The following is a 26,583-nucleotide window of genomic DNA, read 5'->3' on the forward strand; positions in this document are numbered from 1 at the left end:
CTCGGGGTCCTTTCAGTTGGTGGGATGGGAATGGGAGTCGGTCGCCGTCGGACCGGGCGGCGGGGGCAGCTGTGGCGGCGAATAGGTCAGCCGCCGTTCCGCAGGTATCAGCGGGCCGCGGATCTTCTCCATCAGCCGGCCGAGATGGGGCTCTTCGACCAGGTCGAGGCGGCCGGAGCGGTCCTTGGCCGGGTAGCCCCACGGGTTCAGCGTCTGGCAGACGAAAGCCCGCTGAGGCCGGTTCTGCTCGTCCTGCAGGCTGGCCATGGTGATGACCTGATCGACGATGCCGGGCAGCTCGAGCCCGGTCTTCGAGCCGTCGATCTGCGGGACGAAGACCTTGCGATTGAAGTCGTCGAGCTTCTCGTCGAGGATCCCGACGAACCAGACATTCTTGCCGCGCGTGTGCTGGAGGTGGGTCAGCCAGCCGATCATCTCGCGCCCGTGCAGCCCGTAGGCGCCGCGCATGTCCGGCTTGCCGGTCTTCTCCGAATGCGCCTCCGGCTGACCGCGGCACCACTGGAAGCAGAGCCGCCCGGCCACAGTGATCGAGTCGATGAAGACGGTGTCGTATTTGGCGAGGACGCGCGGATCGCCGAACCGGCCGCACACCTCGTCGAAGTGCGCCTGACTGTAGGGCTGTTCGGGTCGGAGCGCCGGGTTCGGGCCGCCGATGAAGACCGCGAAGTCCCGACACTCCTTCCAGGTCCGCGGCCGGACCACGTCGATGAGCATTCCCTCGATGGCGAGGTCGCCCGCCTCGAGGTCAAAGAACAGCGTGGTCGAGGCTTCCAGCGTCCAAAGCAGGCTGGTCTTGCCGATCCCGGAGGGGCCGAAGATCACGCCCTTGACGCCGCGCGTCTCTGCAAGTCGCTGATCGGAGGTGATGATGGGGAGGCTCACGCGTGGTCCTCCGACGGCAGGATCGCGATCTTCAGCGCGCCGGTCTTCACCGTGCGGGCGGGCTCGAAGCCCCGGCGGATCGCCTCGGGCCAGGCGACATAGGCGCGCTCGGGCACCTTGAAGCTGATCTCGACGTATTCGGACGGGTCGTCGCCCGCGGCGCGGATTCGCTCGACCATGGCGGCGAGCTGGGACTGGTCCCATTCGACGCGCTTCGGCAGATCGGCGACCACGGTGAAATCGCCATCGGCAAGGCGCACCGTGCCGGTGTCCTTGCCGGAGGCGCGGCGGGCTTCGGCGGCGCGGGTGGCGTAGCGGACCTCAAGCGCAGTCGAGAAGCGCGCGGTGACGGCCTTCATCTGCTTCGCGGCAGCGTCGATCTCGCACTGCATTGCGGCCAGAAGCTCGACCGGAAGCTGGGCGATCTCGCCCGCCGGCAGGTTGATCAGCTCGTCGATAGAGGGGGTGTTCTCAGGGAACGGCATGAGGATCTCCGTGATGGGGGATAGGGTCAGGCGGCCTCGAGGAGGCGCATCGAAAGGGCGGCGCTGGCGGGACCGGGCTTGGGCCGAGCGACGGCGATGTAGGCGAAGTGGTCGGGGCCGAGCCGGGCCTGCACGAGGTGGACGAGCCGCTGCTCGGCGGCGCGCAGCGCAGCGGCGGCGACACCGCGCAGGGTGCGCTGGCGCTCGGGCGTGAGGTTCGAGACGGCCCCGGTGGCGTCGACAGCGAGGAAGCCGCGGTGGTAGACCAGCGCCTCGCCCGGGGCGGCCTGCGCGATCCAGGCGGAAAGCCCGACCTCGTCGAGCGCGGGACCGGCGGCGCCAAAGATCGACACGACCCGGCTGCCGTGGATGGCGGAACGGCGTTCCATCATGCCGCCCCCCGCGCGCTGTCAGCGGTATGCGTGAGCTGGTCCTTCTCGAAGGCCAGGATGTCCTCGAGCCGGTAGACCACCCGGCCGCCGAGTTTCATGTAGGCGGGGCCTTCCCCAGCCCATCGCCAGCGCTCGAGCGTGCGGTGCGAGATCGTCCAGCGCCGCGCGAGCTCCTTCTGTGTGAGGCAGGTCTTCTGCTGCATCGTCGTCTCCCGGTGTCGTTTGTCGGGAGCACGATGCGAAATCCCGCGAGGGGATGTCGTCAGGATCGGAGTGGGATGTGGAGGGGGATTGTCAGGAGCCTTTCAATCCAAGGGAGAACGGCTTTGTGGGGGATCGCCATCCCCCTCTCATCCCCCGGCACATCCCACCGCAGGGATCGAGAGGGCGCGCGGATGGGAGGGATGGCGCGAGATCAGAGCCCGAGCAGGCGATAGGCGCCGCGGCCATCCGACTCGATCAGGAGGCGCCAGTTCTTCTTCGACTTGAATACATCGGACATCTTGAGGCTGCGCGAGCCCGCGGCGGCGAGGATCGCCTTCCCGCTCTGCCAAGGCTCGCCGCGCCCGGCAGCCTCGCGCAGCGCGCGCACGACCTGTGCCTGGATCGCACCCAGCCGGAAGTGCTGACCGTTGCAGCGGACATCCTGGTAGTCGGCTGAGGCATGGAACGCGCCGGGTCGTGGTCCGGCAGCCGCTCCGGCAAATCTCGTCTCGGCCTCGAAGCGGTCACGCTCGTCCCGCCTGAGGAAAAGATCGCGCTGCCGCACGGTGATCAGCTCTCGCTCCCCGGTCAGGCAGGCATAGTCGGCCTTGTGCGAGCGGAAGCGGCTGAGCTTCACCTCGCCATGCCGGAACAGCTGGAAGACGTCATGGGCGTGGAGATCCAGAAGCCCGTTGAACAGGCCCCGCTCGAAGGGCACGGAGAATCGCTCCCCCTCCGGTGTCTCCTCGTAGTCGCCGAGTTCGACCGCGAGGTTGAACACCCGGATCGACAGCCGCAGCTGGTCGTTCTCGGCGAGGTAGACGAGGTCCGCCTCGGACATGGACCAGCGCTCGAGGATCTCCGGCAGGGTGAAATACGACTTCTCGATCTCCATCCGGACCCCCGATTCCCATGTGCGATTGTTTAGGTTTTGTTCTAATCGCTTGACGGGTCCGCATCAATCCTGTTTTATCCTATTTCATCCACATACCCCTGGGGGAAAACATGACCGAGCAGCATACCCTGGCCGACCGCCTGCGGGCCCGCGCCCATCAGCTCGGCCTGACGCCTGCCCATGTCGCCGAGATGGCCGGCGTGAACCGCTCCTTCGTCTACGACATCCTGCGCGGCCGCTCCGCCCGCCCCGGCATCGACCGGCTGGCGGAGGTCGCCCGCGTGCTGAAGGTGGACCGCGACTGGCTGATCCACGGTATCGGCGAGGTCGAGGGAACGCCCCCCTTCGTGGACAATCCCGACGATGCCTTCGTGGCCATCGCGCACGCCACCCCGCGCCCCGCGATGGGCGGCGGCGCGGTGGTGACCGAAGATGGCGACACGCCCGGCCGTGTCTATCACTTCCGCCAGTCTTGGATCCGCCACAAGCTTAAGGCCAGCCCGTCTCAACTGCGCATCATGCATGTGGAGGGCGACAGCATGGCGCCGACGCTGCTGAGCGGCGACGCGGTGCTGGTCGACATGACCCGCCGCGCCCCCAACCCGCCCGGAATCTTTGTGCTGGATGACGGGATGGGGCTGGTCGCCAAGCGGCTCGAGCACATCCCGAACAGCGACCCGCCTGCGGTGCGCGTCATCTCCGACAACAAGCACTACCCCGAATACGAGCGAACGGCCGACGAGATCCACATCGTCGGCCGCATCCGTTGGTTCGCGCGGGAGATCTGAGGTGATCGCGTTCAGTGAGATCGACGATGCCGATCCGGCGCTGGCATTCTCGCCCATGGTGCGCGGGGTCGAGAAGACCTTTGCCTGGATCGGCGCGCATGGCGGCATTCCCCTGACGCCGTCCAAGGCGTTCAAGCGGGTGTTCGTGCACTGGGCCGCGGCCGAGTTCGACTGGCCCGGCCACACCGAGGCGGACCTCTTCGCCGTAAACAAGGTCCTGAACGAGCCGGACTTCGCGCCGCTGATGGTGCTGCACGACCTGATGATCGCGATGAAGCTCGGCCGGCACTACAAGGGCGAGTTCCGCCTGACCAAGGCAGGCGAGGCGCTGGCCGGCCATCCCGGCCGGATCTTCGGCACGGTCGTCCCGTTCTTCCTGTTCCGGATCAACCACGCCAGCATGTCGCGCTTTGACGATGCGCCGATCCTCGGCAACTGGGACGTGTTCCTGAACGTGCTGAACGTCGAGACCGAGGACGGCGCCACCGGCGCGCACCTCCGCCGCGTGTTCTTCGGCGAGCCCGAGACGGGACCTCTCCCGCGGTACGACGAGGTGATGGGCCAGCTCTACATCCAAGTGCTGCGCCCGCTCTGCTGGGCGGGACTTCTGCAGCAGGAACGCGGACACCCCAGCTATCGGTTCGAGGACGCGGTGTTCATGAAAACGCCGTTGTGGCGGGCGGCGTTGCGGCTGGACACGGATCGGGTGGTGCGTGGGGCGACGCGGCACTGATTGTAAGGTGCTTGTGTGGGAACACACGACGCAAATCAAATCATGATGCCTTGTAGTATGAAGGTCACGGCGCCATCATGGCGCGGATTTAGATGTGGCTCGCCGACACAAGAGAGGGCCATCAAGGGAGCAAGAGCGCACAATGCAGATCAATAACAATAACTACAGCGTACTTGAACTCATCCAGATGCTCGAGCGGAAGGAACTTATCGTCAATAAGGACTATCAGCGAGGATCAGGCCTCTGGCCCATATCCGCGCGCGCTTTCTTTATTGATACCATTCTCCAAGGATTTCCTTTTCCGAAGATCTATATGTATGAGTATTTGGATCGCCCTGCCAGGGGTATGAAGAAAGAGATTGTGGACGGTCAGCAGAGAATAAGTTCGATCGTTGGTTTCTACAATAATGAATTTCCGCTTCAGGCGGAGGGCGCAAACAAAGGCAAGCGCTTTCAAGACCTTGATGAAGAGGAACAGGAAAAGTTTCTTTCATACAGCGCTTCCGTGGATGTGATCCGCAATGCCACAAAGGCTGACATCCTCCAGATGTTCCGCCGGATGAATGCTTATACGATGCCTCTCAATGACGCGGAAAAGAGGCATTCTAGCTTTCACGGAGACTTTAAGTGGTTCGTGAATGAACTTGCGGACGAGCTCAACGAATTCTTTGTCGAGTTCAACGTTTTTACAACCAAACAAATCACCAGAATGAGTGATGCTGCTCTAATTTCTGACTGGGTTCTGGCCTATGAGCGCGGTGTCATTTCTACCAATGCCTCAGACCTGAAAAGCCTTTACGAGCGATACGATCAAAACTTCGTTCAGTCGGCCGACTATCATCGTGTTATCGTAGAGACGGTACGCTTTATCTCGGAGAACTTTGGCGAACTGCGCGGCAGCCACATGATGAAGCCTTACGCTTTGCACTCCCTTTTCACAGCTCTAGCTCATAACCGTTTCGGGATCAGGCCCATATCAGATGAATGGCATGTCACGCCAAGCGGAACCTTTTGCCATGATGCTGGCGAGAGTCTCAGGTCGCTACTAGAAATGGCCGCGGCGCACGAGGGTAAAGAGACGGATGGGCCTCACGCAAGGTATGTTTGGGGATGCTCAAGCACAACTGACAGAAGGCCAAGGCGAACAGCGAGGGTCGCTGCGATCATGAGAGCGTTGGCATTGGACGTTCCGGATGCAGTAGATGGCAACCTCACTTAAATCGATAAAGAACAGGTTTCTATTGAGAGTCTCTACGGCTGACGGTGCATTCCATCGTCATCTAGTCGAACCATCAACCAAGTTTCGCACTCATCGGTTTGCCCTCCAAGAAGGCCTTGTATCTCTGTTGTGGCAGACCTGGTGCACGTTCTGCCGTGACGTTGTTATTGCTTCTGCCAGAAGCGCCCTGACAGATTCTGGAGCCATCACGTCTTCTCCATACTCTGGAAACAACGAGAAGGAGGTGGCATACGTCGCACGAAAAGTTGCGCGCGGCGAGCGTGTGACATCAATAAGAGAGATCTCCGGATCCTATCTTGAGCCAACATGGGGCGATCCAGCTAAGCTGAATTCAATTATCACGGGACTTGGCAGCTCGAATTCGCCTGCTCTGTTGTCAGCCTTTGGCGTATCCACTCGGATCCAAGACCTGCAAATGTGTAGGAATACTTGCGCACACTTGAATGGAGAGAATATTACAATCATGCAGCGCGCCAAAGTCAGGTATAACTCAACAAGAATGCAGCATCCATCTGACTTCATTTTCTGGGAGGATCCTTTGACGCAAGACTTCGTGTGGCGGAGTTGGATTGATGAAATGGAGATTATTGCAGCATTTGCCACACAATAATTTCCCGAACACCTCTCCTTCTGCAATGGGAATATGGATTGGGTTATCTTGATGTAACGGACACTACTGACTACTCAGACCTTCGAGCCACTGCGACAACCCCTTGTTTCAACTTGAAATCCATCGGCGCGACCGGCGAACACGGAGCAAACCGCCTCAGGAGGTTCGCTCCCCATGCAAGACGACATCGCCTTCGCGCCGCCCGCCGAGAAGCTTTCCACAGATGAGCGGCTGGCGGAACTGGCCGCCATCCTCGCCAGCGCCATCGCGCGGACCAACCCACGGGCAACGAACGAGAATTCTCCGCTCAGCGGAGACAGTTCGCTGGACATTCTCGCCCTCAGACGCCGTCGTCGGAGACAGGTGCAAAACCGAGTTGGAGACGACGCATGAGGAAAAATACAAGGAAATCAACCGCGAAGGTCGCGCTCGCGCGCCAGGCGGAGGGGATCGACGTCCTGGTAGAGTTGGCCGCCCTGAAGGCCATGACGGTGCCCGAGCTGCAGGGCAAATGGCGGGTCATGTTCGGCGAGCCCGCGCCGAACGCCAGCCGGGGGAACCTGGAGCTGCGGATCGGCTACCGCATCCAGGAACTGGCCCATGGCGGGATCAAGCCCGCGACGCGGCGAACGCTGGCCGCGCTGGCGGCCGAGGTCGCCTCGGGCGCGCCGGGCCCGCTGATCGCTGATCCCCGCCGCCCGATCCCCGGCACCAAGCTGGTGCGCGAATGGGAGGGTGAGGAGCAGGTCGTTACCGTCCTGACCGATGGCTTTGAATGGCAGGGGCGGCGCTTCAAGTCGCTCTCGGCCGCGGTGCGCGCGATCACCGGCAGTCACTGGAACGGGTGGAAGTTCTTCGGGCTGGCCCATGGCGCGGAGGCCCGCCCATGAGCCGCGCAAAGCCCGAACCCGTCCGCCGCCTGCGCTGCGCCATCTACACCCGGAAGTCGAGCGAGGAAGGACTCGACATGGAGTTCAACAGCCTCGACGCGCAGCGCGAGGCCTGCGAGGCCTACATCGCTTCGCAGCGCGCCGAGGGCTGGGTGGCGCTGCGCGACCGTTATGACGACGGCGGTTTCTCAGGCGGGACGCTGGACCGGCCCGCGTTGGCGCGACTGATCGCCGACATCGAGGCCGGGCTGATCGACGTGGTCGTGGTCTACAAGATCGACCGCCTGAGCCGCGCACTGATGGATTTCTCGAAGCTGGTGGAGATCTTCGACCGCCACGGCGTGACCTTCGTCTCGGTCACGCAGTCTTTCAACACCACCACATCCATGGGCCGCCTGACGCTGAACATCCTGCTCAGCTTCGCCCAGTTCGAACGCGAGGTGATCGGCGAGCGCATCCGCGACAAGTTCGCAGCCTCCCGCCGGAAGGGCATGTGGATGGGGGGTCCGGTGCCGCTCGGCTATGTAGTCAAGGACCGCAAGCTGGTGATCGAGCCCGCCGAAGCCGAACAGGTTCGGACGATCTTCCGCCTCTATGCCCGCTCCAGTTCCACCGCGCAGGTGCTGAAGGAACTGCATGCGCGCGGGATCCGCACCAAGCGCGGCGCGGTGTTCGACCGGGGCTACCTGCTGAAGTTCCTGCATAACAAGGTCTATCTCGGGCTCGCCGTGCACAGGGACGAGGTCTATCCGGGCGAGCACCAGGCGATCGTCGACCAGAAGCTATGGGACGAGGTGCACGAGGTAATCGCCAACAACCGTGTGGCTCGGGCGGCGGTGGCGCGCACGGCGCAGCCTGCGCTCCTGCGCGGGCTGATTTTCACCGAGACCGGTGCCGCCATGACGCCGCACCACACCAAGCGGAAGGGCAAGCGTTACTGCTACTACACCTCGATGGACGTGATCCGGAAACGTCCTGCAGCCGAGTTGCGCGGGCCGCAGCGGCTGCCGGGTGCCATGGTCGAGGAGGCCGTCATCGGCGAAATCCGCCGGATGCTGCGCACGCCCAAGGTCGCGGCGCGCACCGCGCGGGCGGTCCGGAAGGACCGGCCCGATCTCGACGAGACCACCGTCGTCGCCGCTCTGGCGCAGTTCGACGATCTCTGGAAGGCGCTGATCCCAGCCGAGCAGGCGCGTATCGTCCAGCTTCTGGTCGCGCGGATCACGGTGAGCGAGGCCGGCCTCGCCATTGACCTGCGCCACGACGGCCTCGGCGCCATCGCCGCACTGATGGCCCCGCCGAAGAAGGAGGTCGCCTGATGCCCGAGCCCGAGACCCTGCGCGTCCATATCCCGCTCGAACTCCGCCGTCGCGGCGGTCGCCCGCGGATCCTTCCGCCGAAGCATGTCGAGGCCGCCATGGGTCGTGGGCAGGATCCGCACCTGCTGCGCGCCATCGGCCGGGCATGGGGCTGGCGGCAGCGGTTGGAACGCGGCGACGTCGCCACGCTCGCCGACCTCGCAGCCGACGAGGGCCTGTCCGACCGCTACGTCAGCCGCCTGATGCGCCTCGCTTGGCTGGCGCCCGAGGTGCTCGAGCGGCTGGTCGTCCAACGCGAGCCTTCGACGATCAGCATCTACGATCTGTGCTTCGTCGCATCCCTTCAGTGGGACGAGCAGCCGGGGCGGGTGTTCGACTGAGACGAAGGGTCAGTAAGGGATTGCGTGAAGCCAAACCCGGTCGGGGGAGAGCAACGTCTCACCCGGGTGCAGTTCGTATGTGACCAGCGGCCCATCCTTGCCGGCGGAATAGTCGAGGCACAGCGCGTTCGGAGCCTGCAGGACCGGATCGCCGCTGAGCCAGTAGTGACCGAAGAAGACGGGGCGTTCGTGGACGGGATAGGTCTGCGACATCAGGGTTCCCGGTAGTGGTGCATCGGGCAGATCATCCGGAACAGGAACCGAGATAGAGATGTCACGCCAGGTCCGGGCCCCTGCATTCCACCATTGCAGTCGGACGTGATCGCGGTGGGTGCCGTCCTTGTCGCGGAATGCAAACCCATCGGGAAGCTGGTGTTCGGGCCCCTTCGTGATTTCCTCGGCAAGGTGGAAAAGCTCGTCGGCAGGATCAGCCGCGCGGATCAACTGCTCTTCGGACAGAACGCCGTCGTCGGTGAGCGCCCGCACGCGGTCGATCGTAGGGTCGACCCAGCAGGCATGCACGGCGCGGAATCCCTCAGCTTCCAGAAACAGCGGGAGGCTGCGCATCCACGCCAGCGCCTCGCGGGTCTCGCCGGCACCGACGGCGAACTCCGCCAGGAAGCTTGCGTGCTGGCGGAGGTTCTTCTCCGAATGAGCGCGGAGGGGCTGGCCGGTCTCGGGGTGGGCCGTGTGGAAGTGAAGGGCATTGAGCTCGTGGTTGCCCATGATCGCGCGGGCCTTGCCGCTGTCGAACAGGTCGCGCACCAGGTGAATGACGGCCCGGTTCTCCGGCCCACGGTCGATGAAGTCGCCCAGAAAGACGATGGTCCGCTCCGGGTCGGGATGGATCCAGCCCGCCGCGTTCCGCCGCCATCCGAGGGCATCGAGCGCTCCCCGTAGTTTCGCGATCTGCCCGTGGATGTCGGGGATGATATCGACTGTTCCCATGCACTCTCCTGAAAATCGTTCCATATGGTGATGGCTGGTTCGCAAGTGCCGTTGGTCACCGCCCTGCGCCTTGTAACGCTAACGAGTTCAAGTCCTTTTGTCGTCGGGGTTTTCTGGTTCTCGTCACGGGCGGACACCGCCACCGCTACGCGCCATTCGGCCAGCGCACCCAGCGGCTGCGCCTCTCGCGTGTTGCGGCTCTGTTCCCCTCGAAGGCGATTGACACAAGGCCCGAAGTTTTGGCGGTGTTGAAAGTCAGGTCATTGGAAAAGCGTGGAAAATTCCAACCGAACCGAATTTGGCGAGGTTCGCCCAAACAGAGACGGAGCGCCGTTCAGAGCCCGGAACGGGCCTGGCGCGCTGTCTCAGAGGTTCGCATGGGGGAGGCAAAGCCCTTTGAAAACACGAATATTTCCGCGCCGCGATAGGCGCCTGTTCGTGTTCGAAACAGGGATGATGGCGGAGAGGAAGGGATTCGAACCCTCGAGACGGTTCCCCGCCTACACACTTTCCAGGCGTGCGCCTTCGACCACTCGGCCACCTCTCCGCCGACGCGTTTAGCAAGGACAGGGGACGGGCTGCAAGGGGGATTTGGTTGTTTGCACGCCTTCTCCGGGGGCTATCGGCGAAATCGGTTGCATCGGGGCGGGGAATGCGGGTCACTTTCCCGGAGCTCAGAGGAGGGATGACATGGTCTCGCGTGATCAGATGGTCTACACCCCGGTGGCGCTGCCGGACAGGTCGGACCTTGCCGACGAGGCGATGCAGGTCGAGGCCGAGGCTTTCCGTGACCGGATGCGGCGGCGGCACACGGTACGGGATTTCAGCGACCGTTCGGTGCCACGCGGCGTGATCGAGGCCTGCGTGGCTGCCGCGGGCACGGCGCCCTCGGGGGCGAACCACCAGCCCTGGCATTTCGCGGCGGTTTCCAGCCCGGCGATCAAGGCGCGGATCCGTGCCGCCGCAGAGGAGGAGGAGCGCCGTTTCTACGCGGGTGCGGCGGGGGACGAATGGATCAAGGCGCTGGAGCCGATCGGCACCACCGCCAGCAAGCCGCACCTCGAGATCGCGCCCTGGCTGATCGTCGTCTTTGCCCAGCGCTACGGGCGGTTCGACGACGGGACCCGGTTCAAGAACTACTACGTGCCGGAAAGCGTGGGCATCGCGACGGGCCTCCTGCTGACCGCGCTGCACCATGCCGGGCTGGCCTGCCTCGTCCACACGCCGAACCCGATGAAATTCTTGAACGAACTGCTGGGTCGCCCCGAAGCCGAGAAGCCGACCATGATCATCGCGACCGGGCACCCGTCGAAGGACGCCACGGTGCCGGCGGTGGCCAAGATCAAGAAGCCGCTGGACGAGATCCTGTCGGTTTTCGACTGACCGGCCCGGCAGGCGGGCGCGCCGCCATTCAGGGACGCGCGCCTTGCTCACCTGCCATGCGGCCAGCGTTCAGCTGGACACCTGTTCCCGCAGGATGGAGGCGGTGAGCGAGATCATCAGGTAGATGCCGCCGAAGATCAGGAACGCCAGCATGGTGTTCTCGAACTTGCGCGGATAGCTGGGATCCTCCGAGGGCACCGGCACCACCGAGGTGGTCAGGTAGCGCGCCTGGCTGTCGGCGTCGCGGCGCGCCTGTTCCAGCCGTTCCAGCGCGGTTTGCAGCATCAGGTCGCGGGTGGCGAGATCGGCCTCGGCCAGCTTGATCTGCACGGCCTTCTCGGCCAGCGATTCCTCGCCCGTGGTGGCGGTGGTCATCTCGGCGTTGAGCCGCCCGAGCAGGTCCTGAAGCCGGCGGACATCGCCGCGCGCGCCGTCGACCTTGGCCTGGTTCGGGCGCGTGTTGTCCAGCAGCGCCTGAAGTTGCAGCTGCCTTTCCTGCAATTGCAGCTCGTAGGTGTTGATCTGGGCACGCAGCGCGGCAATGCGGCCCTCGGGGTCGACGATGTTGCCCTCCTGCTGCATGCGCACCAGCCGCTCCTGCGCCTCGCGGCGGCCGACTTCGGCTTCGGCCAGGCCCGTCTCGGCGTCTGTGACGGCGTTCGACCGCTTGCGCAGCGAGAGGTTGTCGACCCGCTCCTCGGCGTAGCCGATCAGCGCGCGCGAGAATTCGGCCGCGGTCTCGGGGTCGGCGGCCATGATCTCCATCTTGATGACGCCCTCGGTCGGGTCATAGCCGATCTGGATGTGGCGTTTGTACAGGCTGTAGGCCTCTTCGTTGGACGGGTTGTCGGCCAGCCGCTGGATCGGGTCGATGAAGGGCTGGGTGAAATGCGCCTTGAATCCCTCGTCCTGGTCGAGGCGCAGCATCGCGTCCTTGGAGGTCAGGTAGGACTGCACGGCGATGGCATCCTGGTTGGTGGCGAATTGCGTGCCCGAGAACAGCGACCCCATGGCCCCGGCCGAGTTTTCGGCCTTGAGGATCAGGAATTCGGACTTGGTCGAATACATCGGCGTCGCCACCGCGTAGAAATAGTAGCCCGCGACAAGGGTCGGCAGCAGCACAAAGGCCGCGAGCCGCACCATGAGCAGCATCATCTTCTTGCGTCGGCGGGCGGCCAGGTCGCGCTGGATCTGCATCATCTCGGCGGCCCGGCGCTGGGCCGGGCTGGCGGTCTCGGTCGAGGGCAGCTGCTTTTTCTCGACGGGCACGGTCTGCGGCAGCTGCACCCGCGCCTCGGGCGCGCCGGCGGGCGCGGCGCGGGGTTCGCCCTGCACGAGCTCCAGCATGTTGGTGCGCTGGAAAGGGTCGATCCCGCGGGCGCGCAGCAGGCGCACGGCGTCGAAATCCGAGGTCGGGTTCAGCCCGTGTTTCTGCGCCACGCGGCGGGCCATGCGCAACTGCCGCCCGGTCAGCCCCTCTTCGCGGATGGCGTCCATGTCGATCTCACCGGCGACCTGCCGGGGCGAGGCGACCTCGCCGCTGCGGAGCGTCTCGGCATCGGGCGCGTCCGTTGCCGGAGCGGGGGCGGGGGCCGATGGTGCGGCCGGGCGGGAAAACTGCGGCCGGCCGGACACCGGCGCCTCGGGGCGCGCGGCGGTCTCGGGCGGCGGCGCCAGCATCCGCTGCGCTGCCGACGGGGTGGCAGCGGCCAGGGGAGTGTCCGGCGCGGCGGCGGCGGCGGCCGCCGGGGCTGCGACGCTCTTGGGGTCCGCACCTGGGGCGGGCACGGCCTCGGCGGCCGGGGACCGCCGGATGCGGAATTTCCTAGCCTTCGGTTTCGTAGTCATAGAGGCGTTTCGCTTCTTCCAGTGTGTCGAACATGTGCATCTTGCCATCCACCAGGACGGCCGCCTTGCGGGCGAATTTCTCCAGCACCTTGGGCTGGTGGCTGACGATGATGATCGTCGTGGTGCGCAGACGCTCGGCCAGGATGTCGCCCGCCTTGCGGTTGAACTCGGCATCGGTGGAGTTGGGCATGCCTTCGTCGATCAGGTAAATGTCGAAATCCAGCGCCAGCATCAACGCAAAGGTGAACCGCGCGCGCATCCCCGACGAATAGGTGCCGATCGGCTGGTCGAAATATTCCTTCAGGTCGCACAGCCAGCGGCAGAAGGATTCGACGTAGTCCGGGTCCAGCCCGTAGAGCTTGGCGATGAAGCGGGCGTTTTCCTTGGCCGAGATCTTGCTGACCACGCCGCCCATGAACCCCAGCGGAAAGGACACCCGGCAGCCGCGCCGGATCTCGCCCTCGTCAGGTTTTTCCAGGCCGGCCATCATCTTGATCACGGTGGTCTTTCCGGTGCCGTTGGGCGCCAGGATACCCAGCGATTCCCCCAGGTCGACGCGAAACGACACCCGGTCAAGGATCACCTTGCGCTGGGTCCCGGTCCAGAAGGACTTGCTGACCATGTCGAACTCTAACATCTGGGTGCCCCGGTGTCGGATGGTTCCCGTGCAATCGGTATATGGGACAACTAGGTAGATAATTTGTTCACATTATGACGGTGTACGGAAACAAACACAATTCGGGCCCCGCATTGGGGCCCGAGCGTGATCAGGTTTTCCATGCGCCTCAGGCCAGCGCCCCCCAGGCCAGCCCGGCCAGCAGCGAACCCACCAGGGCAAAGCCCAGGTAGGCGGCAAAGATCCGCGGCTTGACCAGCGCCCAGACGGCGATCGCCGCCGGGATGCAGCTGACACCGCCCGCCAGAACAAAGCTCATCGCCGCGCCGGGCGCCATGCCCTGTTGCAGCAACGCATCGACCAGCGGCACCGCGGCATAGCCGTTGAGGTAGGCCGGCGCGCCCACCAGCGCCCCCATCAGGATCGGCATGAGCCCCGTGCCGCCCAGCACCGAGGCGATGGTTTCGGCCGGCACGTAGTGGATCATCAGCGTCTCGATGATGTAGGCCAGCGTCAGCCACTTGAGCAGGAACAGCAGGTTGTCCAGCCCGGTGTCGCGAAACGCCTCGATGCGCGCGGGCTCCTGCCAGAAGCGCCAGACCGGCGTGCCACGAAAGGGTTTCTTGACGCCGCAGCAGCCGCCGACCTGCGGTTTCGCGCGCAAGGGATCGCGAAAGACCGGGGTCTGCGCAAAGACCATGGTGCCGAAACCGCCCAGCAGGCCCAGCCCCACGGCGGCCACCGTCTTGGCCAGCGCAAAATCGAAACCCAGCGTCCCGGCGGTGATGGCGAACATCGCCGGATCCATCAGCGGCGAGGCCAGCCAGAAGGCCATGACCGCCGACAGCGGCGCGCCCACTGCCAGCAATGCGGCGATGAAGGGGATGACCTCGCAGGAACAGAAGGGCGCCAGCCCGCCCAGCGCCGCGGCGAACAGGATCATCCGCGTCTCGCGCCCCTCGAAGGCCTTGGCCAGCAGTGTCTCGGCCCCGGTCGCCTTCAGGTAGGCCACCGCCAGCACCGCGAACAGGATGAACGGCGCGGTATGCGCCAGCGCCCCGGCGGCAAAGACCACGGTCGGCACCGCCTGCGGCCAGTCCAGCAGCGCGGTCAGCGCCAGCAGGATCGCGCTGGCCGCCCAGGCGCGCGGAATCCGCGGCAGCCGCCGGGGGGAGGGGGGAGAGGTGGTCTCAGCCATGGGCGTGGTCCTTGTGGCAGACGGGGGAATCGGCGCAGCATTGGCGCAGCAGGTAATCCGACAGCGCCTCCACCTCCTGGTAGTCGGCGGCGGCGCAGATGATCGACCGACCCTGCCGTGCCTGGGTGACAAGCCCGGCGGCAGAGAGGATCTTGAGATGGTGGGTCAGGGTCGACCCGGTGATGCCGCTCCGCTCGCCCAGCGTGCCGATGCTGAGACCTTCGCGGCCCGCGCGCACCAGCGTGTGCAGCACCTGGAGACGTTGTTCAGAGCCCAGCGCGGCAAACTTGGAGGCGGCGGTCTCGACCGTGAGGGAGGGGGAATCATTCATTTTCATGTTTCTAGGGTTGTCGAAATGAACTCGATCCGCAAGCTTTATTTCGACACTTCTCGAAATGATGCGGTGCACCGGCCGCATCCCATGGCGCGCGGTCCGTGATTCTTCTGGCGTCAAATATCCCGGGGGTAAGGGGGCAGCGCCCCCTCCGGCGTGACCTGGCCGCCTGCACCCGCTAGATATGACACATGCACACGCTGCTCGAAGACATCCGCGCCTGCCGCCTCTGCGCCGACAGTTTCGCCGCGACCGAGACGGCGCACGAACCGCGCCCGGTGCTGCGCGCCGCGCCCACCGCGCGCCTGCTGATCGCCGGGCAGGCCCCGGGAATGAAGGTGCATCTCTCGGGGATGCCCTTCACCGATCCCTCGGGCGACCGGCTGCGCGACTGGCTGGGGATCGGCCCGGACACCTTTTACGACGAAACTCGCGTCGCCATCGTGCCCATGGCCTTCTGCTTTCCCGGCTATCGCAAGGGCTCGGACCTGCCGCCGCCGGCGCTCTGCGCCGCGACCTGGCGCGCGCGGGTGATGGCCGAACTGCCCGAGATCCGTCTGACCGTGCTGGTCGGCGGCCACGCGCAGCGCTGGCACCTGGGGGTGAAAACCGGCGTGACCGAGACCGTTGCCCGCTGGCGCGACTTTTCGCCTGCCGTGTTGCCCTTGCCGCATCCCTCGTGGCGCAATACCGCGTGGCTGAACCGCAACCCCTGGTTCGAGGCCGAGCTTCTGCCCGTTCTCAGAACCCTTGTCGCCGAGGTGCTGGCATGACCCAACCGGACCTGACCCCGCTCGACCGCGCCTTTGCCGCGATGGAAACCGCGCCCGAGGACGACACCGCGCGCCTGCGCTACTATGACCGGCTGGCGGTGTCCGAGCTGTTCCTGATGCTGACCGAAGAGGCGCAGGGCGAGGCGATCTCGCCCGAGTTGTTCGACCTGGGCGATGCGCGCTTTGTCCTGGCCTTCGACCGCGAGGACCGGCTGGCCGGGTTCGCCGGCCGGGTGGTGCCCTATGCCGCGATGTCCGGGCGGGCGCTGGCGACGATGCTGGCGGGGCAGGGCATCGGTCTTGCGCTGAACCTCGAGGTGGCGCCGTCGCAGACGCTGCTGCCGCCCGAGGCGCTGGGCTGGCTGGTCGAAACGCTGGGCACCGGCCCGCAGGAGGCCGAGGCGCGGCCCGTCGCCGTCCGCGCGCCGCGCGTGCCCGAGGCGCTGGTCGCAGCACTGGACGCCCGGCTGGCCGGGGCGGCGGGCCTGGCGCGGCGGGCCTGGCTGGCCGAGGTGACGTATGACGACGGCACGCGCGGCCACCTTCTGGCGCTGACCGGCGCCGTGGCCGGAGCCGAGCGCGCCCTGGCCGGCACCATCAACGAGGCGCTGGTGTTCTCCGGGCTGGAGGCGGGGGCGCTGGACGTGACCTTTCTGGCCGACAGCGATCCGCTGGCGGCCGAGCTGGCGCGGGTGGCGCTGCGCTTTGACCTGCCAGAGCCGGAGGCCGCGCCGCGGGTCGAGCGTCTGGCGCCGGGATCTGATCCGGACAAGCCGCCGATCCTGCGTTGACCTGCTTGGCGGCCGTTGCAGGGGGCTCTGCCCCCGTCTCCCTGCGGTCGACCCCCCCGGAGGTACTTGGACCAAGAAGAAGCCTGCGGGTGCGGCCGGTTACAGGCCGAGGTCCTGCCTGACCGTTGGCAGGGTGTCGCCGGACGCCGCGGTCGCCTCCCAGACGGCGCGGGCGATTGCGCGGGCGAGGCAGAGGCTGGCAGCATGGCCGATCAGGGCGGCCTGAATCTCGGGGGTATCGAGTGGCCGCGCGCCGGTGGCGGCGGCAAAGACAAGGTCGCCGTCCATCGGGCTGTGCGCTGGCACCACCGCGCGGGCGATGCCGTCATGCGCGGCGACGGCCATCCGGTGGCATTGCGCCTTGGTCAACGCCGCGTCGGTGGCGACGATGGCGATGGTGGTGTTGCCCTGCTGGGCCATGGCGGCGACCTTGCGGCTGGGCGGCAGGGTGATCGAGGGGGTCGGGTCAGGCCCGAGGCCGCCGAATTCAGCGTCGAGTTCAAACGGCGCAGCCCAGAAGTGACGGCCAGATGGGGTTGTCACGCTGCCCATCGGGTTGACCGCCACCAGCGCGCCGACCGTGGTGCCGTCATCGAGCACGAGGCTGGCGGACCCCAGCCCGCCCTTGTGACGGGCGGTCTGCGCGCCGGTGCCCGCGCCGTGGCTGCCGATGGCGAAGGTCTCGGCGGCATTGGCCAGCGCCCGCCGCCCGAGTTCAGGGTAGGGGTTGGTGCGCCAAGCCTTGTCGCCGCCGTTCAGCAGGTCGAAGAGGATGGCCGCCGGGACGATGGGCACGCGGGCGGAGAAGACCGGATAGCCGACACCCTGTTCATGCAGCGCGTCCATCACCCCCTGCGCCGCGGCGAGACCGAAGGCGCTGCCGCCGGAAAGAGTAAGGGCGTGGACGGCCTGCACGCTCTTGTCCGGGGCGAGCAGGTCTGTTTCACGCGTGCCGGGCGCGCCACCCTGGACCGCGACGGAGGCGGTCAGCGGGCGGTCGGCGGTGAGCACCGTGGTGCCGGTGCGGATCTGGTGATCCTCGGCGTTGCCGACGCGCAGGCCGGGGACGTCGGTGATGAGGTTTCTGGGGCCGGGGCGCATGGGGGACTCTGGTGAGGTCGGGTTGGTCGCACTGTCGCCTTGTCGAAGGGGAGAGGCAAGCCGGGCGCCTGCGCCTTCGCTCAGGCTGTTGATGCACCTGGAATGGCACGGTGTGGGCTGGTGATCTTTCGCTTCGCGAAAGACACCCTCGCCCACCGGTTGCCCTCGCCTGCGCTCGGGCAACCTAGATACACCGCCCTCCATCGACTTCGAGGCAGGCGCCGGTGATCATGTCGGCCTCGTCCGAGCACAGGAACAGCGCCGCGTTGGCCAGGTCGCGCGGGGTGGAGAAGCGGCCCAGCGGGATGGTCGACAGGAACCTGGCGCGCATTTCGGGCGTGTCCTCGCCCATGAAGCTGGCCAGCAGGGGCGTTTCCCCCGCCACCGGGTTGAGCGCGTTGACGCGGATGCCGAAAGGGGCGAGTTCCACCGCCATCGCCTTGGTCGCCGTGTTCATCCAGCCCTTCGACGCATTGTACCAGTTCAACCGCGGCCGGGGCGAGATACCGGCGGTGGAGGCGATGTTGAGGATCGCCCCCGTCCCCTGCGCCTTCAGCGCCGGGACAAGGCTGCGGGCGGTCAAATAGACCGACTTGCAGTTCACCGCGAACACCCGGTCGAAGTCGTCCTCGCTGACCTCCTCCATGAAGGCGGGCAGGTGGGTGATGCCGGCGTTGTTCACCAGGATGTCGATGCCGCCCATGTGCTCGGACGCCAGCGCGATCAGCGCCTTGACGCTGGCGCCATCGGCGACATCGGCATGGATCGCATGGCCGCCGATCTCGCCCGCGACCTTGCGCGCGTTTTCCATGTGGATGTCGGCGACGATGACCTGCGCGCCCTCGGCGGCAAAGCGGGCGGCGATCCCGGCGCCGAAACCCGATCCGCCGCCGGTGACGATGGCGCGTTTGCCGTCCAGTCTCATGGCGATCTCCCTCAGTAGGTGGCGCGGCCGCCGGAGGCGTCGAACACCGATCCGGTGCTGAAACTGGCCTCCTCGGAGGCCAGCCAGCAGGCCAGCGCCGCGATCTCGTCCACCGTGCCGAAACGGCCCATCGGGATCTTGGACTTCATGAAGGCGATGAACTCGGGCGTCATCTGGTCAAAGATCGCCGTGTGCACGGCCGCCGGGGCGATGGCGTTGACGGTGATCCGGGTGTCGGCCAGTTCCTTGCCCAGCGACTTGGTGAGGCCGATCACCGCCGCCTTGGAGGCGGAATAGGCCGAGGCGTTGGGGTTGCCCTCCTTGCCGGCGACAGAGGCCATGTTGACGATCCGGCCAAAGCCCGCGGGTCGCATCAGCGCCGCCGCCGCCCGGTTGCAGTAGAACAGCCCGTGCACGTTCAACTCGAACACCTTTTGCCAGGCCTCGGTCGGGTAGTCGATCACCGTGGAGTTCGGGCCGGTGATCCCGGCCGAGCAGACCAGCGTGTCCAGCCCCCGCATCGCGCGCTGGTCCTCTGCCATGGCGGCGGTGACCGCATCGGCATCGGTCACGTCGATCTGGCGCAGGCGGATGCTCTCCTCGCCCTCGAAGGCGGCAAGATTGGCCTCCGACAGGTCCCAGATGGTGACGCTGGCGCCTTCGGCGGCAAGCCGTTGGGTGATCGCCGCGCCGATGCCCGAGGCACCGCCGGTGACCACCGCCTTGCGGTTCGCAAATCTCATGAAAGACCTCCCGTTTTCGGCGCCATGTTGGGCCGCCGCACCGCGAAGGTCCAGTGCCCAGAGTGCTGGTCAGCGATAATCCGGCACAGCGAGATCGGGCGGCCGCCCGTCTGCCCCCGCGCATATCAGTCCAGCCGGAACATCACGTTGTAGCCATGCGACCGGGAGCCGCCGTTGGACACCTCGATCACGTATTCCCCGGATTGCCGCAGCTTGCCGCGAAACTCGCGCGAGGCGGAGTTCTGGTCGACGAGACCGCCGTTCGGGCTGACGATGCGCCACGAGAACTGCTGCGCCTTGGTCTCGACGCGGAACCGCAGCTCCTGCCCGGAGCGCACCCGCAGGACGTAGCGGCGGACCGCCCTGGACGGCAGCTCTTCCTTGAGTTCGACGGTCTTCACCCCGTGCGGAAAGCGGACAAAGGTGGTCGTGATCTGGCCGGTGCCGGGGGTTGGCGGCTTGGGCTTGTCGGCGGAGGAGCCGTCGATCTTGCCCAGGTAGCGCGCGTTGACCCAGCCGATCGAGCGCACGTCCGACACGTTGCGGACCTCGCACCAGGTCGCGGCCTCGGCGGTCTTGCACTTCAACCGGAGGACGATGTCGCCGTTCTTCAGGGTGCCGACAACCTTGGCTTGGGTCCCGGGCGCGCTGCGCATGTTCAGCACATCGTTTGCCGGAACGCCGGTCACCAGTTGCAGCACGGAGCCGGAGGGTTTGCCAGGCGCGGGCGGCGGCGTGCCCGCGCCCGGCAGCGGATTGTCCCGCCAGCGGCCCTCGGCAAAGAAGCCCGACATCCGCTTGCCATCGCGGGCGTAGGAGCAGGAGAAATCCTCGGTGCGGCTGCGCAGGTGGATGCGGCCGATGACCAGGTGGGTTCCGTCGCTGCGCTGACCTTCGTACTTGGTGTCGGTCGAGGCGTTGAAGTCGCGGAAATAGGCCCGGCCCGCGTCGGCGCAATCGTTGCGCATGAAGCTGGCCGATTGCGCCGAGGCGGCCGTGGCGAAGGCCAGAGCGCCCGCGACCAGGCAGAGCAGCAGTTTGGTCAGTTGCATGGTGTCCCTTCCGCCATTGGCCCGCGGTGCTGGCGGTCCCGTCATCGGCCGGCTCCGCGGTGTCTGTTGTCCTGCCACGTCCTGCGGCGCCCGGATGCACCGGGATCGGCCGTGGCCCGATCGGCAGGACCGGGAGCCGCACCCGTTGTCAGTAATCGTACGATCCTTGTGGCAAAGCGCAAGGTGCCGCGCGTGCCTGTCGCGGGCCGCGACGCGGCGCGGAGCTCAGGGGTTGGCTGGGTCGGGTGTGGCCTGACCGGGCGGCCCAAGGTCCGGCAAGCGCGGCACGGCCTCCAGCAGCGCGCGGGTGTAGGGGTCTTGCGGCGCGGTGAACAGCGTCTCGGTCGGGCCCTGTTCGACGATGCGGCCCCTGCGCATGACCAGCACGCGGTCGGTCACCCCGCGCACGACCGACAGGTCATGGCTGATGAACAGGTAGGCCAGGCCATAGGCGGCGCTGAGGTCGGCGATCAGGTCGAGGATCTGCGCCCGCACCCGCACGTCCAGCGCCGAGACCGCCTCGTCGAAGACGATCAGGTCCGGCCGGATGATCAGCGCGCGGGCGATGGCCAGCCGCTGCCGCTGACCGCCGGAAAAGGCGTGGATGTGGCGCTGCGCGTCCTCGGGCTTCAGCCCGACGGCGGTCAGCGCCTCGGCGATGGCGGCCTCGCGCGCGGGGCCCTGCGGCGGGTCGGCCAGCAGGTGAAACGGCTCGGTGATCAGCCGGGCGACGCGGTGGCGCGGGTTGAAGCTGCCGTAGGGGTCCTGGAACACCACCTGGATGCGGCGGCGGACCTGCGGGTTGGGGTGGGTGGCGGTCCAGACCGGGGCATCGCCGACGGTGATGGTGCCGGCGGCGAGCGGTGACAGGCCGAGGATCGCGCGGGTCAGCGTGGACTTGCCGCAGCCGGATTCGCCGACGAGCCCGACCCGTTCGCCGCGCGCGATGCTCAGGCTGACATCCTCGACGGCGGTAAAGCGGGGCGCGGCGGCAAAGGGGTGCGGGCGCGGCAGCCGGTAGGTGCAGGTGACGCCGCGCGCCTCGAGCAGGGCGCCGGTGTCGCGGCGCGGCGGCAGGTGCGGGCGGTGGCGCGAGGCGTCGAACAGCGCCCGGGTGTAGGGGTGGTGGCGGGTGCGCAAGAGTTCGGCGGTGGGGGCGCTTTCCACGACCTTGCCGGATTGCATGACGGCGATGCAGTCGGCCATGCCCGCCACCACGGCCAGGTCGTGGGTGATCATCATCAGCGCCATGCCTTCGGTCCGCGCGAGGTCGCGCAGCAGGTCGAGGATGCGCGCCTGCGTGGTGACGTCCAGCGCGGTGGTCGGCTCGTCCGCGATCAGCAGGCGGGGGCGCAGGGCGATGGCCATGGCGATGCCGACGCGCTGGCGCTGGCCGCCCGACAGTTCGTGCGGGTAGCGGGTCAGCGGCAGGTCGTAGCCGCAACGGTGCAGCGCGGCGCGGGCAAGCGCGGTGGCCTCGGTGCGGGGCAGGCGGCGGTGCTGGCGCAGCGTTTCCATCACCTGCCGGCCGATGGTCTGCACCGGGTTGAGCGCGGTCATCGGCTCCTGGAAGACCATGCCGATGTCCTGGCCGCGGATCTCGCAGAGCTGGCGTTCGGACAGGGACAGCAGGTCGGTGCCGTTCAGGGCGATGCGCCCGGTGGCGTGGGCGCCTTGTGGCAGGAGGCCCATGGTGGCCAGCGCGGTCATCGACTTGCCGGAGCCGGATTCGCCGGTCAGGGCGAGGATCTCGCCGGGCTGGAGATTCAGCGAGACCGCGTCGAGCAGGCGCTTGCCGAAGATCTCGACGGTCAGGTCGTCGATCCGGAGCAGCGGTTTCGGATCGCCTGCGGCGATCCGACCGGCCGGGGGCTCTGCCCCCGGACCCCCGGGATATTTGTGGCCAGAAGAAACTGCGGGTGGTCCCGGCGGGGCGGTCATGCGCGCAGCACCTTGAGGCGCGGGTCGAAATGGTCGCGCAGCCCGTCGCCCAGCAGGTTCAGGCCCAGCACCATCAGCACGATGGTGAGGCCGGGGATGAGGGCGACGTGGGGGGCAATGCCGACCAGGGTCTGCGCATCGGCCAGCATCCGGCCCCAGGAGGGCGTGGGCGGCTGCGCGCCGAGGCCGACGTAGCTGAGGCCCGCCTCGGCCAGGATACCGAGCGAGAACTGGATGGTGCCCTGCACGATCAGCAGGTTGGCGATGTTGGGCAGCACGTGTTCGGCGCTGATGCGGGCGCGGGTCTTGCCGGCGGTGCGGGCGGCGAGGATGAAGTCGCGCGTCCAGAGACTGAGGGCGGCGCCGCGCGTCAGGCGGGCGAAGACCGGCACGTTGAAGATGCCGATGGCGAGGATGGCGTTGACCGCGCCGGGGCCGAAAACGGCGGTGATCAGGATGGCGATCACCAGGCTGGGAAAGGCGAACACGAGGTCGGCGCTGCGCGAGATGACCTCGTCCAGCCAGCTGCCGCGGGTGGCGGCGGCGGCGAGGCCCAGCGGCACGCCGAGGCACAGGCCGATGCCCACGGCGATCAGCGCCACCGCGATGGAGGTGCGCGCGCCCACCATCAGCATCGACAGGATGTCGCGGCCGAGGTGGTCGGTGCCCAGCAGGTGCGCAGCACTGGGCGGCTGGAGCTTTGCCGGGATGTTCAGCGTGGTCACCTCGCCGGGTGTCCAGACGAAGGACAGCAAAGCGGCGGCCAGGAACAGCGTGGTGAGCGCGCCGCCCAGGATCAGTGTCCGCTTCATCCGTGCCGCAGCCTGGGATCGGCCAGCGCGTAGGCGAGGTCGGTAAGGAAGTTGACCAGGATCACCGCGAAGACCAGCAGCATGACCACGCTTTCCACCACGATCAGGTCGCGCTGCGAGATGGCCTGAAAGATCAGTCGCCCGAGGCCGGGCAGGTAAAACACCTGCTCGATGATGATGCCGCCCGCCAGCAGGAAGGAGAATTGCAGCCCGAGGATCGTCAGCACCGGGATCAGCGCGTTGCGCAGCCCGTGCCGCCAGAGTGTCTGCGCCCGGCTCAGCCCCTTGGCGCGGGCGGTGCGGATGTAATCCTCGGTCAGGGCGTCGGTCAGGGTGGAGCGCAGCACGCGCGCCAGGATCGCCCCCTGCGGCAGCGCCAGGGCTATGGCGGGCAGGGTCAGCGCACGCATCGCCTGCACGGGGTCGTCCCAGCCGGGAAAGCCGCCCGAGGGGAAGACCCGCCAGGTGATCGCGAAGAGCAGCACCAGCAGCATGGCGAACCAGAAGTTCGGGATCGCCACGCCCAGCTGCGAAAAGCTCATCACCGCCAGGTCCGGCGCGCGGCCGCGGTAGGCCGCGCCGAGGATGCCCGCAGGCAGTGCCAGCAGCACGGCCAGCGTCAGCGCGTAGAGCGCCAGCGGCAGCGAGATCCAGAGCCGGTCCGCCACCATCCCGGCCACCGGGGTGCGGTAGGTGTAGGACAGGCCGAAATCGCCGGTCAGCATGCCGCCGACCCAGGACAGGTAGCGCTGCGCTTTCGGCTGGTCGAGGCCCAGTTCGCTGCGCAACGCGGCCAGCGTTTCGGGCTGCGCGTTGATCCCCAGCATGTAGCTGGCCGGGTCGCCGGGGGCGATCTCGACCACGGCAAAGATCACCGCCGAGGCGACGGCGAGGCTGACGACCAGCGAGATCAGGCGACGGGTGAGATAGGCCAGCATGGCGCGCAGCCTATGGGGGGCGAAGGGGGGCGTCCAGTGCTCAGACGGAGAGGAAGCCGCGCAGCGCGCGCACCGTGGCCCCGGGCGACTGGTCGATGAAGAAATGCCCGCCGGGGATCGCCTCGGCGCGCATGTCCGACAGCCGGTCGGCCCAGGTGGCGGGCACGTCGTAGGCGCGCGCCATCGCGCCGACCGCGCCGTAGAGCACCAGCGCCGGGCAGGTGACGCGGCGGGCGAGGTCCTCCGCGTCGTGGTGGACGTCGATCTCGATCGCGGCGCGGTAGTCGTCGCACATGGCGCGGCGACAGTCGGGGTCGCCCCAGGCGGCGCGGTAGGCGGCCAGTTGTGCGGGTTTGAAATCGTCCAGTGTGGCCTTGCCAAAGCCCAGCAGGCAGGACGTGTAATAGGCCTCCGGGTCGGCGGCGATCATGCGTTCGGGGAACGGCTCGGGCTGGGCCATGTAGAACCAGTGGTAATAGGCCCTGGCCACCGAGTAGGTGAGTTGGGTCAGCAAGAGGTGGGTGGGCACGATGTCCATCACCGTCAGGCTGAGCACCGCCTCGGGCGCGTCCAGCGCCAGCCGGTGCGCGGTGCGTGCGCCGCGGTCATGCCCCGCCAGGTGAAACCGGTCAAAGCCGAGGCCCTGCATCAGCGCAAGCATGTCCCGCGCCATGGCGCGAAAGCTGTAGTTCTCAACGCCGCTCGGCTTGGCGCTTTCGCCGTAGCCGCGCAGGTCCGGGCAGATCACGGTGAAATAGCGCGCAAGCTCGGGCGCGACCTCGGCCCACATGGCGCGGGTCTGGGGAAAGCCGTGCAGCAGTAGCAGCGGTGGACCGGAGCCGCCGTGCTCATAGGCAATGCCGATGCCGTCCGGCGCGGCGCGGGCGGGGGTGAAGCCGGGGATGTCGTTGCGGGGGATGCTCATGGGGCGGTCACGCAGATCACCTGGTCCTGCGCCGCGATCCGCAGGCAGGTGCCGTCCTCGCCCTTCGGCGCGGCCTCGGCCCCGTCCACGCGGTAGATGTCCGGCGCCTCGTCGACGCCAAAGGTGGGGCGGGTCGAAATCTCGATCGTGCCGGGCGCGCCGTCCGGCCAGTGCAGGCTGTGCCGCGCGAACTTGCGGTCGCCCCGCTGGAAGATGTCGATCGCCTGCATGCAGCTGTCGCTGCGCAGCACCTTGCCCGATCCGTCGTGCAGCGTGCAGCGCGCCTCGCGCAGCACATCCGCCGCGATGCCGCTGCGTTCCAGGGCGCGGAACTCGGTCAGCGGGTGATAGCGGGCATGGTCGGGTAGGGGCACAAGGGTATCGTCCTCGCAGTCGCCGACCGAATGGTTGTGGTAGGCGTCGCGTCCGCAGACCGCCACCGCGCCGCTGTCGATCCTGACTCGGCACTCCACCGGCAGGTCCCAGTAGCGAAAGCCGTAGACCACGCCCTGCGCCAGTTCCTCGGGGTCGTACTCGGGCAGCAGCCGGTACTGCGCCGTCGTGCTGAGCGGGCGCAGCCGGAACACCGCCTGCGTCATGAAGTTGTTGTCGCTCCGGTCGAAAATCTCGGACGGGCGGCGGAACCCGCGCATCAAGCCGTTTTCGCAGACCATCTGGCGCTGCGTGGCGACGGGGGGCAGGTGCTGAGGCACACCCTCCAGTCCGATCTCCCAGCTCAGCGCCTGTTCGATGGTGGTGATGTGGAACAGCGCGTCCGGCGGCGTGTCCAGCATCGCCTCGAACAGGCCGGGATGGATCATGCCGCCGGTTTCGAAGGGTCTCTGGGCATTGGCCAGCCGGAGAAACGTCAGGATGCCGTTCACACCCTGCTGGTAGGCCTGCCGAAGTTCGGGCGCCTCGGCGTGGCGCGTATCGTCGGTGCTGAAGGAGGGGCTCTGAAAGGCCAGGTCGCCGCCGACATGCAGGGTGCGGGTCTGCTCGACCGTGGTCGGGCCGGAATGCCGGTTGCCCATCATGAAGACGATGGCACAGACCGAATGGCAGATGGCGCCGTCGCCGATGCGGGTCTGGAGGCCGGTGTCGTAGACGAACCGCGCGATCTTGCCGCCTTCGGCCAGGTTGCCGCCGGGGCTGTTCAGGCAGAGCGTCGGCTCCCAGTAGCGGCCGTCCTTGCGCCAGAGGTCGGGATCGGAGCGAAACGCCGCCAGTTTGTCGACATCGCCCGCCTCGATGGGGCCGTCCAGGGCAAAGTCGCAGGGCTCTGCTCCCGCCGTGACGTTGGCGGCCGTGGCGGGCAGCGCCAGTCCTGCGCAGAGAAGACAGGAGTAAAGCAGGCCCGACAGAAGCCGGGGCAGGGGAAAGGTGAAAACCGTCCAGGCCATGGCGCAATGATCC

29 protein-coding genes and 1 tRNA gene are annotated in these 26,583 nt (G+C 67.0%); 10 read left to right on the forward strand and 20 right to left on the reverse strand.

Annotated elements, in window-relative coordinates; all coding sequences use genetic code 11:
- Positions 1-12: 12 nt before the first annotated feature.
- The 5 genes from MAA8898_RS05945 to MAA8898_RS05965 all read right to left on the reverse strand — a co-directional run bounded on the left by MAA8898_RS05945 (position 13) and on the right by MAA8898_RS05965 (position 2,879).
- Entirely contained in the window at positions 13-903 is an 891-nt protein-coding gene (locus MAA8898_RS05945; protein ID WP_094020083.1) for an ATP-binding protein, read from the reverse strand.
- Positions 900-1,388: a hypothetical protein gene (locus MAA8898_RS05950; protein ID WP_094020084.1), complete on the reverse strand. Its 489-nt coding sequence runs from the start codon at positions 1,386-1,388 to the stop codon at positions 900-902. Before MAA8898_RS05950 ends, MAA8898_RS05945 begins: the two co-directional genes overlap by 4 nt.
- 26 nt (positions 1,389-1,414) lie before the next feature.
- Positions 1,415-1,777, reverse strand: coding sequence for a hypothetical protein (locus MAA8898_RS05955; RefSeq protein ID WP_245853253.1), 363 nt, complete (start codon positions 1,775-1,777; stop codon positions 1,415-1,417).
- Positions 1,777-1,983 (reverse strand): helix-turn-helix transcriptional regulator, encoded by a 207-nt coding sequence (locus tag MAA8898_RS05960; protein ID WP_007425318.1) that lies wholly within the window; start codon positions 1,981-1,983, stop codon positions 1,777-1,779. The genes MAA8898_RS05955 and MAA8898_RS05960 overlap by 1 nt, the downstream gene beginning before the upstream one ends.
- 212 nt (positions 1,984-2,195) lie before the next feature.
- Positions 2,196-2,879, reverse strand: coding sequence for a hypothetical protein (locus MAA8898_RS05965; RefSeq protein WP_094020085.1), 684 nt, complete (start codon positions 2,877-2,879; stop codon positions 2,196-2,198).
- A gap of 110 nt (positions 2,880-2,989) precedes the next feature.
- Between MAA8898_RS05965 and MAA8898_RS05970 the strand changes: the two genes are divergently transcribed.
- The 7 genes from MAA8898_RS05970 (at position 2,990) to MAA8898_RS06000 (ending at position 8,839) form a co-directional block, all read left to right on the forward strand.
- Entirely contained in the window at positions 2,990-3,667 is a 678-nt protein-coding gene (locus MAA8898_RS05970; protein WP_094020086.1) for an XRE family transcriptional regulator, read from the forward strand.
- A 1-nt stretch (position 3,668) separates the two neighbouring features.
- Positions 3,669-4,400, forward strand: a complete 732-nt coding sequence (locus MAA8898_RS05975) for a hypothetical protein (RefSeq protein ID WP_094020087.1) — start codon at positions 3,669-3,671, stop codon at positions 4,398-4,400.
- Between the two features lie 142 nt (positions 4,401-4,542).
- Positions 4,543-5,619, forward strand: a complete 1,077-nt coding sequence (locus MAA8898_RS05980) for a DUF262 domain-containing protein (protein ID WP_094020088.1) — start codon at positions 4,543-4,545, stop codon at positions 5,617-5,619.
- Between the two features lie 805 nt (positions 5,620-6,424).
- Positions 6,425-6,643: a hypothetical protein gene (locus MAA8898_RS05985; RefSeq protein ID WP_094020089.1), complete on the forward strand. Its 219-nt coding sequence runs from the start codon at positions 6,425-6,427 to the stop codon at positions 6,641-6,643.
- Positions 6,640-7,140, forward strand: coding sequence for a DUF2924 domain-containing protein (locus MAA8898_RS05990; protein WP_094020090.1), 501 nt, complete (start codon positions 6,640-6,642; stop codon positions 7,138-7,140). Before MAA8898_RS05985 ends, MAA8898_RS05990 begins: the two co-directional genes overlap by 4 nt.
- Entirely contained in the window at positions 7,137-8,459 is a 1,323-nt protein-coding gene (locus MAA8898_RS05995; protein WP_094020091.1) for a recombinase family protein, read from the forward strand. Before MAA8898_RS05990 ends, MAA8898_RS05995 begins: the two co-directional genes overlap by 4 nt.
- A complete protein-coding gene (locus tag MAA8898_RS06000; RefSeq protein ID WP_094020092.1) occupies positions 8,459-8,839 on the forward strand; it encodes a ParB/RepB/Spo0J family partition protein in 381 nt (126 codons plus the stop codon). The genes MAA8898_RS05995 and MAA8898_RS06000 overlap by 1 nt, the downstream gene beginning before the upstream one ends.
- A 9-nt stretch (positions 8,840-8,848) precedes the next feature.
- On the opposite strand, the gene MAA8898_RS06005 is transcribed toward MAA8898_RS06000, so the two are convergent.
- Complete coding sequence (locus tag MAA8898_RS06005) at positions 8,849-9,787, reverse strand: metallophosphoesterase (RefSeq protein ID WP_094020093.1); 939 nt, start codon at positions 9,785-9,787, stop codon at positions 8,849-8,851.
- A gap of 457 nt (positions 9,788-10,244) precedes the next feature.
- Positions 10,245-10,334, reverse strand: a tRNA-Ser gene (locus tag MAA8898_RS06010).
- A 143-nt stretch (positions 10,335-10,477) separates the two neighbouring features.
- Between MAA8898_RS06010 and MAA8898_RS06015 the strand changes: the two genes are divergently transcribed.
- Positions 10,478-11,170: a nitroreductase family protein gene (locus MAA8898_RS06015; RefSeq protein WP_094020094.1), complete on the forward strand. Its 693-nt coding sequence runs from the start codon at positions 10,478-10,480 to the stop codon at positions 11,168-11,170.
- Positions 11,171-11,239: 69 nt separating this feature from the next.
- On the opposite strand, the gene MAA8898_RS06020 is transcribed toward MAA8898_RS06015, so the two are convergent.
- The 4 genes from MAA8898_RS06020 to MAA8898_RS06035 form a co-directional block, all read right to left on the reverse strand.
- Positions 11,240-13,018 (reverse strand): KpsE/RkpR family capsule polysaccharide export protein, encoded by a 1,779-nt coding sequence (locus MAA8898_RS06020; RefSeq protein ID WP_094020095.1) that lies wholly within the window; start codon positions 13,016-13,018, stop codon positions 11,240-11,242.
- Positions 12,996-13,655 (reverse strand): ABC transporter ATP-binding protein, encoded by a 660-nt coding sequence (locus tag MAA8898_RS06025; RefSeq protein ID WP_094020096.1) that lies wholly within the window; start codon positions 13,653-13,655, stop codon positions 12,996-12,998. The genes MAA8898_RS06020 and MAA8898_RS06025 overlap by 23 nt, the downstream gene beginning before the upstream one ends.
- A gap of 148 nt (positions 13,656-13,803) precedes the next feature.
- Positions 13,804-14,832, reverse strand: coding sequence for a permease (locus MAA8898_RS06030; protein WP_094020097.1), 1,029 nt, complete (start codon positions 14,830-14,832; stop codon positions 13,804-13,806).
- Complete coding sequence (locus MAA8898_RS06035) at positions 14,825-15,169, reverse strand: ArsR/SmtB family transcription factor (protein ID WP_094020098.1); 345 nt, start codon at positions 15,167-15,169, stop codon at positions 14,825-14,827. The genes MAA8898_RS06030 and MAA8898_RS06035 overlap by 8 nt, the downstream gene beginning before the upstream one ends.
- Positions 15,170-15,357: 188 nt before the next feature.
- Here MAA8898_RS06035 and MAA8898_RS06040 point away from each other — a divergent pair, with 188 nt between their 5' ends.
- Positions 15,358-15,939: a uracil-DNA glycosylase family protein gene (locus MAA8898_RS06040; RefSeq protein WP_094020099.1), complete on the forward strand. Its 582-nt coding sequence runs from the start codon at positions 15,358-15,360 to the stop codon at positions 15,937-15,939.
- Positions 15,936-16,730 (forward strand): SseB family protein, encoded by a 795-nt coding sequence (locus MAA8898_RS06045; protein WP_094020100.1) that lies wholly within the window; start codon positions 15,936-15,938, stop codon positions 16,728-16,730. Before MAA8898_RS06040 ends, MAA8898_RS06045 begins: the two co-directional genes overlap by 4 nt.
- A gap of 99 nt (positions 16,731-16,829) precedes the next feature.
- Here MAA8898_RS06045 and MAA8898_RS06050 read toward each other — a convergent pair whose 3' ends face one another.
- The 9 genes from MAA8898_RS06050 to MAA8898_RS06090 form a co-directional block, all read right to left on the reverse strand.
- Positions 16,830-17,831 (reverse strand): P1 family peptidase, encoded by a 1,002-nt coding sequence (locus MAA8898_RS06050; protein ID WP_094020101.1) that lies wholly within the window; start codon positions 17,829-17,831, stop codon positions 16,830-16,832.
- Positions 17,832-18,015: 184 nt separating this feature from the next.
- Positions 18,016-18,756 (reverse strand): glucose 1-dehydrogenase, encoded by a 741-nt coding sequence (locus MAA8898_RS06055; protein ID WP_094020102.1) that lies wholly within the window; start codon positions 18,754-18,756, stop codon positions 18,016-18,018.
- Between the two features lie 11 nt (positions 18,757-18,767).
- Entirely contained in the window at positions 18,768-19,499 is a 732-nt protein-coding gene (locus tag MAA8898_RS06060; protein WP_094020103.1) for an SDR family NAD(P)-dependent oxidoreductase, read from the reverse strand.
- Positions 19,500-19,624: 125 nt separating this feature from the next.
- Positions 19,625-20,551 carry an SH3 domain-containing protein gene (locus MAA8898_RS06065; RefSeq protein WP_176445081.1) on the reverse strand — a complete coding sequence of 309 codons (927 nt, stop codon included), beginning with the start codon at positions 20,549-20,551 and terminating at the stop codon, positions 19,625-19,627.
- Positions 20,552-20,776: 225 nt separating this feature from the next.
- A complete protein-coding gene (locus MAA8898_RS06070; protein ID WP_094020105.1) occupies positions 20,777-22,492 on the reverse strand; it encodes an ABC transporter ATP-binding protein in 1,716 nt (571 codons plus the stop codon).
- Positions 22,489-23,304 carry an ABC transporter permease gene (locus MAA8898_RS06075; protein ID WP_094020106.1) on the reverse strand — a complete coding sequence of 272 codons (816 nt, stop codon included), beginning with the start codon at positions 23,302-23,304 and terminating at the stop codon, positions 22,489-22,491. Before MAA8898_RS06075 ends, MAA8898_RS06070 begins: the two co-directional genes overlap by 4 nt.
- Entirely contained in the window at positions 23,301-24,242 is a 942-nt protein-coding gene (locus MAA8898_RS06080; protein ID WP_094020107.1) for an ABC transporter permease, read from the reverse strand. The genes MAA8898_RS06075 and MAA8898_RS06080 overlap by 4 nt, the downstream gene beginning before the upstream one ends.
- Positions 24,243-24,282: 40 nt before the next feature.
- Entirely contained in the window at positions 24,283-25,167 is an 885-nt protein-coding gene (locus tag MAA8898_RS06085; protein ID WP_094020108.1) for an alpha/beta fold hydrolase, read from the reverse strand.
- Positions 25,164-26,570 (reverse strand): hypothetical protein, encoded by a 1,407-nt coding sequence (locus MAA8898_RS06090; protein ID WP_094020109.1) that lies wholly within the window; start codon positions 26,568-26,570, stop codon positions 25,164-25,166. Before MAA8898_RS06090 ends, MAA8898_RS06085 begins: the two co-directional genes overlap by 4 nt.
- Positions 26,571-26,583: the final 13 nt, after the last annotated feature.

Source organism: Antarctobacter aquimaris, from assembly GCF_900184945.1.
Lineage (GTDB): Bacteria > Pseudomonadota > Alphaproteobacteria > Rhodobacterales > Rhodobacteraceae > Maliponia > Maliponia aquimaris.

What these genes read in the sequence shown, in the direction of transcription:
- MAA8898_RS05960 (WP_007425318.1), bottom strand. Translation starts at nt 1,983, where the DNA reads ATGCAGCAGAAGACCTGCCTCACACAGAAGGAGCTCGCGCGGCGCTGG.
- MAA8898_RS06000 (WP_094020092.1), top strand. Translation starts at nt 8,459, where the DNA reads ATGCCCGAGCCCGAGACCCTGCGCGTCCATATCCCGCTCGAACTCCGC.
- MAA8898_RS05985 (WP_094020089.1), top strand. Translation starts at nt 6,425, where the DNA reads ATGCAAGACGACATCGCCTTCGCGCCGCCCGCCGAGAAGCTTTCCACA.
- MAA8898_RS05980 (WP_094020088.1), top strand. Translation starts at nt 4,543, where the DNA reads ATGCAGATCAATAACAATAACTACAGCGTACTTGAACTCATCCAGATG.
- MAA8898_RS05995 (WP_094020091.1), top strand. Translation starts at nt 7,137, where the DNA reads ATGAGCCGCGCAAAGCCCGAACCCGTCCGCCGCCTGCGCTGCGCCATC.
- MAA8898_RS06005 (WP_094020093.1), bottom strand. Translation starts at nt 9,787, where the DNA reads ATGGGAACAGTCGATATCATCCCCGACATCCACGGGCAGATCGCGAAA.
- MAA8898_RS05955 (WP_245853253.1), bottom strand. Translation starts at nt 1,777, where the DNA reads ATGGAACGCCGTTCCGCCATCCACGGCAGCCGGGTCGTGTCGATCTTT.
- MAA8898_RS06040 (WP_094020099.1), top strand. Translation starts at nt 15,358, where the DNA reads ATGCACACGCTGCTCGAAGACATCCGCGCCTGCCGCCTCTGCGCCGAC.
- MAA8898_RS06030 (WP_094020097.1), bottom strand. Translation starts at nt 14,832, where the DNA reads ATGGCTGAGACCACCTCTCCCCCCTCCCCCCGGCGGCTGCCGCGGATT.
- MAA8898_RS06035 (WP_094020098.1), bottom strand. Translation starts at nt 15,169, where the DNA reads ATGAAAATGAATGATTCCCCCTCCCTCACGGTCGAGACCGCCGCCTCC.
- MAA8898_RS06045 (WP_094020100.1), top strand. Translation starts at nt 15,936, where the DNA reads ATGACCCAACCGGACCTGACCCCGCTCGACCGCGCCTTTGCCGCGATG.
- MAA8898_RS06080 (WP_094020107.1), bottom strand. Translation starts at nt 24,242, where the DNA reads ATGCTGGCCTATCTCACCCGTCGCCTGATCTCGCTGGTCGTCAGCCTC.
- MAA8898_RS06015 (WP_094020094.1), top strand. Translation starts at nt 10,478, where the DNA reads ATGGTCTCGCGTGATCAGATGGTCTACACCCCGGTGGCGCTGCCGGAC.
- MAA8898_RS06060 (WP_094020103.1), bottom strand. Translation starts at nt 19,499, where the DNA reads ATGAGATTTGCGAACCGCAAGGCGGTGGTCACCGGCGGTGCCTCGGGC.
- MAA8898_RS06050 (WP_094020101.1), bottom strand. Translation starts at nt 17,831, where the DNA reads ATGCGCCCCGGCCCCAGAAACCTCATCACCGACGTCCCCGGCCTGCGC.
- MAA8898_RS06055 (WP_094020102.1), bottom strand. Translation starts at nt 18,756, where the DNA reads ATGAGACTGGACGGCAAACGCGCCATCGTCACCGGCGGCGGATCGGGT.
- MAA8898_RS06085 (WP_094020108.1), bottom strand. Translation starts at nt 25,167, where the DNA reads ATGAGCATCCCCCGCAACGACATCCCCGGCTTCACCCCCGCCCGCGCC.
- MAA8898_RS06020 (WP_094020095.1), bottom strand. Translation starts at nt 13,018, where the DNA reads ATGACTACGAAACCGAAGGCTAGGAAATTCCGCATCCGGCGGTCCCCG.
- MAA8898_RS06075 (WP_094020106.1), bottom strand. Translation starts at nt 23,304, where the DNA reads ATGAAGCGGACACTGATCCTGGGCGGCGCGCTCACCACGCTGTTCCTG.
- MAA8898_RS05970 (WP_094020086.1), top strand. Translation starts at nt 2,990, where the DNA reads ATGACCGAGCAGCATACCCTGGCCGACCGCCTGCGGGCCCGCGCCCAT.
- MAA8898_RS05990 (WP_094020090.1), top strand. Translation starts at nt 6,640, where the DNA reads ATGAGGAAAAATACAAGGAAATCAACCGCGAAGGTCGCGCTCGCGCGC.
- MAA8898_RS06070 (WP_094020105.1), bottom strand. Translation starts at nt 22,492, where the DNA reads ATGACCGCCCCGCCGGGACCACCCGCAGTTTCTTCTGGCCACAAATAT.
- MAA8898_RS06090 (WP_094020109.1), bottom strand. Translation starts at nt 26,570, where the DNA reads ATGGCCTGGACGGTTTTCACCTTTCCCCTGCCCCGGCTTCTGTCGGGC.
- MAA8898_RS05950 (WP_094020084.1), bottom strand. Translation starts at nt 1,388, where the DNA reads ATGCCGTTCCCTGAGAACACCCCCTCTATCGACGAGCTGATCAACCTG.
- MAA8898_RS06025 (WP_094020096.1), bottom strand. Translation starts at nt 13,655, where the DNA reads ATGTTAGAGTTCGACATGGTCAGCAAGTCCTTCTGGACCGGGACCCAG.
- MAA8898_RS06065 (WP_176445081.1), bottom strand. Translation starts at nt 20,551, where the DNA reads ATGCAACTGACCAAACTGCTGCTCTGCCTGGTCGCGGGCGCTCTGGCC.
- MAA8898_RS05965 (WP_094020085.1), bottom strand. Translation starts at nt 2,879, where the DNA reads ATGGAGATCGAGAAGTCGTATTTCACCCTGCCGGAGATCCTCGAGCGC.